We start from the raw sequence: 7,531 nt of genomic DNA, 5'->3' as shown, positions 1-7,531 counted from the left end.
GGTCATACCATCTGGATGTTCGCCGATACGGTGGCCGGGGCACGAGCCAGCGCGAACCTCTACGGGCTGATCGAGACGGCGAAGGCCAACGGACTCGAACCGAGCCGTTACCTGGCGCACCTGTTCGAGGTGCTGCCGACACTCACCTCGCTGGATCAACTCGATGCTCTGCTCCCGCAGAATCTCGATCGGGCCGCGCTCAACCCGGACTGACCGAGGATGCGGTTCGTCCACCGCTTACCAATGAACATCATCAAACTCATACAAAAGGAGTTTGGTGAAGAGAGCTGAACCGGTCCTGGTTCCGGGGCCCTCTCAACCGCATGGGCTAGCGACGATACACGACGGAGTTCAAGGACGAAGTGATCCCCCGGATCCCGCATCGAGGACATCCAGAGCAGAAGCGGCGGGATGTTGAGCCACAGCTTGTACAGGTGGGTCACGGCCGTCTGACCGAGCAAGGATGAACAGCACGCAGACGAGCTGCTTGAAGTGAAGAACGAGAACCTGAAGCATCCAGACGTCCAGCGGAAACGGAGCAAGTTCACATCTGCCCTTCGGTCCGGTCCCAGGATGCCAGGATGTCTCTCGCCGTGTCACGCGCGCCCGGCTCATCGAAGTGTCGCGACGCGTAGTCTACTGAGCGAAGCTCGGGGGTGAGAACCCAGTCGTACTTCTCCTCGATCTGATTCGCTGCCGTTGCGGCGAGTGCCTGTCCGGTGAGAACCTTGCCTCGTTCAACTCGTCCCAGCGCCTCCGCGATCGCCTCGGGAGCTGCCTTGCGGACACCGATCGCGATTCCTTCCATCCAGGCCGAAAGACCTAGAGAGTTGAGCTGCAGGCAGAGGGTGTGCATAACTCGATCCCCCCGCCACGGAAACAAGAGGACGGAGCCTCCTGCATCGACCATGCGCGTCTCCGCGAGATCCCAGCGCACGAACGCGTCGCGACCTTCGGTGAGGAGGCCCTTTGCTGCAGCATCGAGATAGATTGGCACCATCGAGGAGGAGTACATCCGGTACATCTCGGCCCGCACGCGATCGTGGATGTCGAAGCCCCCGCCGTCGAACTGAGGCGCCCGCCCGCCCCGCGCGGGCGTCAGTTCGATCACTCGAGCTTTCTCGTCGATGTCCCTTACCTCCCAACGTCGGCCGGCAAAGATCAGGTGGCTCCCTGGTATGAGCGGCTGGGTGATGGGCATCGTGCCGAGAGTCTTGCTGCCCGCAACCAAGCGATATTCGTCCGGAGTGACGAACGCAACATAGAAGGAGTAGTGATCGACGATAGGCTCGCCCCGATCGCCCAGGGTCAAGGCCCCATCGCTCGTCTGGCTCAGGATGTGTTGCTCGCCGAGGCAGTGGAGAAGCTGTCTGAACAGCTCTGCGTCAACGCCACGAAAGGGCCCTGACTTGCAGAGCGCCCCGTAGAGGTCCTTGGCCAGAACGCCCCCGTGCTGGGCGATGACGGAGAGGGTTTGCTGGACAAGCGTGGAAAGGTGCAGCTGCCGGGGCGCTGGCGGCTCGCACCACCCCGCCAGCAGGAGCTGCACCATCGCGATCGATTGGACGAGCTGCGCGCGGAGTTCGTCGATGAGCGTCGAGGTCTTCCCGATCTCTTCCTCGACGACGAATCCACGGAGCACGGACGGGTCGTCTGCAAGGCGTCCAGAGCGGCCGAGGCGCTGCCGCAGCGACGCGACGGAGGGAGGAGAGCCCACCTGGGCAATGCTCGTGACGCTCCCGATGTCGATACCGAGTTCGAGGGTGCTAGTGCACACGACCGAGGTCGGTCTGGAATTCTCCTTGATCCGGGATTCCGCTTCTTCTCTGATCTCTCGAGAAAGGTTCCCGTGATGCGCGAAGAACTCGTTGGGAACGTGCTCTTGCTCGCACAACCGACGAAGGCGATCGGTCAGCTCTTCGACCCTGCGCCGGCTGTTTGCGAAGACGAGGTTGTTCTGGCCGCGGAGGCTCTCGTACAGATCACCGACCAGGCGAGCGGCATCATCCTCGTCCGTGGCAGTCGATTGAGCGGCCCCGGAAGCCGGCGGCCGCGACTTGTACCCGCGCAGCTGCATTCGTAGCTCGCGGCCGTCGCCGTCTCCTTCGATCAACACGACGCCTTCTCCTGCTCCGGGCCGCAGGGCTTCAGCTGCTAATCGCATGTCGCCAAGGGTGGCCGAAAGGGCCACTCGCGGGACGCGCTTGCGGATAGCGAGCTCCATACGGTCCAAGAGAGACTGGAGCTGGCGGCCTCGTTCGGTACCAATGAAGCTGTGAAGCTCATCGACGACGACATGGGATAGGCCCGCAAAGATGGTGGGTATCTTCGTTCCACGCAGAACGAAGAAGGCTTCGAGAGATTCGGGCGTGATCAGCAGAACGCCCTTCCTGTTCTTGAGCAGCTTCTGCTTTCGGCTCTGCGGGACATCCCCGTGCCAGGGCGTGAGCGGCAGATCCACACGGTCGAAGAGCGAGGTTAGGCGGTTGGCCTGGTCGTTGATCAGGGCTTTCAGGGGACTGACGCAAAGGCACGCGATGCCTTCCGCTTCGCACGATGCGGCTCTTGAGGCGATTGGCAGGAAGGCCGCCTCGGTCTTACCACCCGCCGTAGGCGCAGAGATGATGACGTCCTCATCCCGGTCGAGGAGTTGCTGAGCGGCGCGCTCCTGCACCGGCCTGAGCGCCTTCCATCCCTGGTCCCAGATCCACCGTTGAACGCCAGGGTGGAAGCGATGGAAGACGGAGGAGGGCGCCGGATCAGAGCTGGAAGGAGGCGAGCCCATCGTCATCTTCGTCGGATGCTTCGATCGGTGCGAGATCGGGATTGCCCTCATCGGGAATCTCGACTGTTCCGACCAGTTGCTGCCAAGAAGCCTCGGGGTTCTGGGCGAGCACGGCAAGCAGGTTTACGAATTCCTTGATCGTATTGCGGGGTGTTCGGAAGTACGCCTCGCCGATGCGATTGGAGCAGTGCTTCATGAACGCATTGAGTGCGTCGTCGGGGACGAGGTAACTGGCTGGATCCCCGGCCGCATATACGTGGCGGATGTTCTGGAGCAGAACGTAGAGATCTTCGGGCGAGAGGTTGGCGAGACGCACCACAGGAGCGGTCATATCTACGAGCCCCTCCTGTGCGAATGAGTTGGTTGCGAGTCGTGATTCTAGCGCCTCGTAGCTGTAGAGCCCCTTTCGGGTGTCAAGCAGGAACTCAGGCGTTCCTCCGAGCACGAACCCAAGTCCCACCGCAGCGCCCTGCAGGCTGTCGTTCAGGATGCGAAGGATCTGCTCGTAGTTGGCGCTGCGCGCTCGCCCGCTCGGAAGTTTGTAGAGGTTGACCATCTCGTCGAGACAGACGAGGAAGCCGCTGTAACCGGCCAGGCGCACGAAGCGCGCCATCAACTTGAGATGGTCGTAGACGTTCGAGTCATCGACAATCGTACGGACGCCGAGTGCCTTGCGAGCATCCGTCTTTGTTGCGAACTCACCGCGCAGCCACCGGACGGCGCTTGACTTGAGGGTGTCGTCGCCAGTCTCGTGCCCGCGCCAATAGGCTGAGACCACCTCCGCGAAGTCGTACCCCCCGACCATTTCGGTGAGTGCCGCAAGTCGCTCCCGGATGATCGACTCTGCCGCGACCCCGTCTTTGCCGGCCTGGGATCGGGCGCTCGACACGAAACGCTCCACTACACTCTGCAGCGCCCCACCGTCAGGTTTCGATCGGGTGGCGATGCTGCGCATCAGTTCCTGATAGAGCGAGCGAGCCTGCCCGCCGCTTGCGTGCAGGCGTCGATCTGGATTGAGATCAGCGTGCGCGGTGACGAGCTTCTTCTGCAGGGCGATCGAGCGGACCAGGTTCAGGAAGAAAGTCTTTCCCGAGCCGTAGTCGCCGATCACGAGGCGGAAGCTCGCTCCGCCATCACCGATTCTATCGATGTCTCGGATCAGGGCCTTTACTTCGTCCGCGCGCCCGACTTGGATGTGGGCTTGGCCGATTCGCGGCGTGACACCCGCTCGGAGAGACTGGATGATCGCGTCACGAGTCCTCGGCCGGATCTTTGAGTCGGAAGTCATGTTTGCAGTTCGCTCAGTACGTCGAGATTCACTTCCACGGGGTCCTCTCCTTCCAGCAAGGCGTTGTCGGCTCGCTCGAAAGCTGCTTCGTTGAGCATCTCGCGGGCGCCATCGGCTAGCAGGTCGAAGGACTCGGCGAGTTCCTCGAACTCCGCACTGCTCAATTCAGATCGTCCGTCGAGGGCCAGCAGCAGGGCTGCATGTCGAGCATCGAGGCCGGCGACTGTGTTCGATGTGACAGGGGCTAGCTCCCCCCTACCGGCTTCCGCGGGCTCGTCTTCGAACACCTCGGCTAGCACCTGTGAGATTGCCACGGTCTCGGCCAACGTACGTTGCACGCGGTCCATGTCCAGCTTGAAGCCACTTGGGGGAACAGATTCCGCTGACGGAGGCTCGGGAATCGCGCGTCCGCTCGGGCCAACCACCTGCGGACGCACTCTCAGTGGGCCTTCAGCTGGGCGCCAGCTGTCGCTGACCTGGAGCGAGTGGACGTCGCCGTAGGCCTGATCCGGGTCGAACCCGAGCAGACCATAGATTTTCGTGAGCGTTCGGATTTCCCCGCGATCGATTACACCGTCAGCGGCCGCCGTTGCCATCGCGAACTCCGCGAGCAGCCGGCGGCTTGCGGAGTCGACGCCTTCCAGTCTGCTCTTGATTCCGGCGGCACTGGGTTGCTCAACGAGCAGCCACATCAGGTGGGCGCGCAAGCGACGCACCTCGTCGGGATCGAGGCTCATCGACCGCTCGAGTTGCTCTTCGAGGTGGCGCTCCTCGGCATCGCCAACCGATCCGTCACTGGCGGCCACAAGCGCCGCGAGATGCAGTAACAACGTCGATGCGCGGTAGGCCGGCGAAGCGGCGGCGATTCGTTCGGAGCCGAGTGGAAACAGGACGACCTTCTGACCTTCCCGGATGCTGCCGCCTCCGAAGCGCGGATCGGGCTCGATGCCAAATCCGAGTGATTCGAGTGCCCGTGCGAAGCTCCCAAGCTCCCGCTTGCTCATGCGGTCGGCGCGCGCGCAGTCCCAGTGTGCCATGAGGTCTGAGGCAGGAACCGCTGCTCCATCCCCATCGCCCAGGCTTGCCTCGACCCAGCGCTGCAGGCGTTCGGAGGCAGGACTCTTTCGGACTTCGGCGAGTTCGGGCGGGAGAAGTGCCCTCCCTTCCAGGGTACGCGCCTTCTCAGGGCTCCGACCGACGAGACGGCTGTATGCGTCGAGTTCCGACATCGCCGCCTCTGCGATCTCCTGCAGCGGTCGAATCGGCACCTTGAGCGCGGCTATGTCCGGAATATGCTCAAACGGAACCTCAACCTCGTCGCCGAACGATGCGCTCGCAGGTCGATGCGAGATCTTCAGCCGGCGTTTGTTTGGCTTGAGCAGCATCCCTTGTCCGAACTTCTCGCGGTAGCGGTGACAGAAGAGATGCCTGAACTCTTCTGGGCAGCGTCGGGCGGGTGTGCGGAGGCGGGTCTCGGGGTGGCCGGTGACCCAGGCGAGCGCCCAATCGGCAGGGATGGGCTCCCCGGCGGCCACGAGTTGACCAACAGCTAAGCGAACGTCCGCCGGAAGCTCGCTCCCAGGTCTGTCGAAGGATGGAGGGCGCTCGCAAGCGCGTCCATCTGACCAGAGCGACTGCGCGATCTGTAGCAGTGACGAGCTGTAGCTGGCGAACGAGCCATTCGCGCCGTAGAGCGAACGCAGGCGCGCTACCTCGGCGATCAGGCTTGGGGCCTCGCTCCGGCGCTCCGGAAGGTGTCGCAGATCGAAGAGGAGCCTCCTTTCGAGCCCGTAGAAAAAGAGAAAGACGTAGCCGATGTCGGCGTCCGGATCGCACCGCCCACCGGCCAACCACTCGAGATAGGCAGCACGCGATTCGGGTGAGATCCGACCGTAAGACGGCCAGTAGCCAAGGTTCTCGCTCGCCTGGTCGATGCGGCCGCGGGAGACATTCAGTGTGGGGTCGATCAGAGCGGGTTCGTGGTCTTGCCAGCCCCCGATCGGTGGCAGGTCCGGGCCCACATAGACCATTCCATCCGCGATGAGGGTAGCCGCCACCGTAACTGCTGAGCCAGGCGAGAACCAGCGGCGGTCACCTGCTTTCGCAAGCTTGGCCGGTTCGAGGCGCGGCCGCCGCGAGGGCGAGAAATCCGTTTGCGAGTCAGCACCGATGGTGATCGTCACTCGTCTGTCGCTCGAGCGAGGGGTCCTCGGAGAATTTGGGTTCGATCGCGAGGTAGCTCTGACCGCTCCGTAGATGAGCAATACGATGAGCATGAGTAGGAAGAGGCTGCTCATCGTTGCGATCTATATAGCGGCAAATCTTCGCCCCCGGAGCCTTGTGCTCGCTGAACAGTTTAGACCGCAAACCGCATCTACGGAACTGACTCCCCATCGGTCTCGACACTAAGCGCCCCGGAAGGGACCCTGCTATCCGCGTAGATCCGATCGCTCCATTATCCTCAAATCTGATGGAGTATTCTTGTGTCCCTCCGCCAGATGGGCTGCGACCAGGCGATTCCCTCGGACACCAGTTTTGGTTCGGGGCGCCCTCTGGGACCATGGGGCCGTCACGGACGCCGATGCGTGCTCGGATTCGGCACGTCAAGCGGTGGCGACAAGTGGGCGACAAGAATTCACCCATCAGAGTCTTTGTCTTTCGGTGACTTAGGCTCGTCGGACGCGGGTTCGATTCCCGCCGCCTCCACCACTAACATCCCGGAGTGTCGGGGCTTCTCGGGTCGCGCGATCCGCTGCGACTCACGGCCGACTCGCCCCTACCCGGGCTACTTGCGTCGCCGCATCATGTCTTTGAGGTAGGGGAGCGAGTCCATTTCGCCCTCCTTGGCGTTGCCGAGCCTCGTCCGGGCGATCCGGGGCGAGTCCGACACGCAGGTCGAAGGGCTCCGACGCCGGGAGGCCGCAGTACTCGTCGTCGCAACTCTGGAAGCGCACCCTGCCGGTGAGGGAGAGCTTGGTGCCTGATGCAGATGCATCCGAGGTACACGAAACCGAGGAAGTTCTCGGCATGGCGCTCGTAGCGGGTGACGAGTCGCCGGTAGTTCTGAAGCCACGCCAACAGTCGCTCGACCCGCCAGCGGGGGGGCATCCGGCGAAGCGGACGACCATCCTGAGTCTACGCGCGCCTGCGGTTGCTGCGGTGCCTCCCCCGACCTGCTCCGGCGTGACGGCAAGGACTTGTGGCTGTCGAGCGCCCGAGCCCATGTCAGCCAGAACGACCATTCCTCAGCGCTCGCGCGGTCGAAGTCCCGAACGGACGTCCCGTACCAGTAGGAGAAGTGAGCGTGCGGGTCGCTCTCTGGCCTTGCCCCGATTCCGTAGACACTTTCACTGTACCGTAGGCCCAGGACTTTCCTGGCCTCTTCCTGTTTCGATTCCCGCGTTGTTCAGTTCGAACTCCAGCGGGCTTTGGTAGTCCAGCGACGAATGCCGCCGACG

At 62.9% G+C, this 7,531-nt stretch carries 4 protein-coding genes and 1 pseudogene; 1 reads left to right on the top strand and 4 read right to left on the bottom strand.

Annotated features, from left to right (window positions below; translation table 11 throughout):
- A partial coding sequence (locus tag GY725_08930; protein MCP4004305.1) for a transposase domain-containing protein occupies nucleotides 1-213 on the top strand: 213 nt, incomplete at its 5' end.
- Between the two features lie 331 nt (nucleotides 214-544).
- Here the strand turns inward: GY725_08930 and GY725_08925 are convergent.
- The 4 genes and pseudogenes from GY725_08925 to GY725_08910 form a co-directional block, all read right to left on the bottom strand.
- Complete coding sequence (locus GY725_08925) at nucleotides 545-2,785, bottom strand: DEAD/DEAH box helicase (protein MCP4004304.1); 2,241 nt, start codon at nucleotides 2,783-2,785, stop codon at nucleotides 545-547.
- Nucleotides 2,760-4,073, bottom strand: a complete 1,314-nt coding sequence (locus tag GY725_08920; protein ID MCP4004303.1) for an ATP-binding protein — start codon at nucleotides 4,071-4,073, stop codon at nucleotides 2,760-2,762. The genes GY725_08925 and GY725_08920 overlap by 26 nt, the downstream gene beginning before the upstream one ends.
- On the bottom strand, nucleotides 4,070-6,130 hold the full coding sequence (locus GY725_08915) for a hypothetical protein (protein MCP4004302.1): 2,061 nt from the start codon (nucleotides 6,128-6,130) through the stop codon (nucleotides 4,070-4,072). Before GY725_08915 ends, GY725_08920 begins: the two co-directional genes overlap by 4 nt.
- Nucleotides 6,131-6,875: 745 nt before the next feature.
- Nucleotides 6,876-7,181 (bottom strand): annotated as a pseudogene (locus GY725_08910) (transposase).
- Nucleotides 7,182-7,531: the final 350 nt, after the last annotated feature.

This window comes from bacterium, from assembly GCA_024226335.1.
Lineage (GTDB): Bacteria > Myxococcota_A > UBA9160 > SZUA-336 > SZUA-336 > JAAELY01.
This window is presented reverse-complemented; position numbering and strand designations above follow the sequence as displayed.

What these genes read in the sequence shown, in the direction of transcription:
- GY725_08920 (MCP4004303.1), bottom strand. Translation starts at nt 4,073, where the DNA reads ATGACTTCCGACTCAAAGATCCGGCCGAGGACTCGTGACGCGATCATC.
- GY725_08925 (MCP4004304.1), bottom strand. Translation starts at nt 2,785, where the DNA reads ATGGGCTCGCCTCCTTCCAGCTCTGATCCGGCGCCCTCCTCCGTCTTC.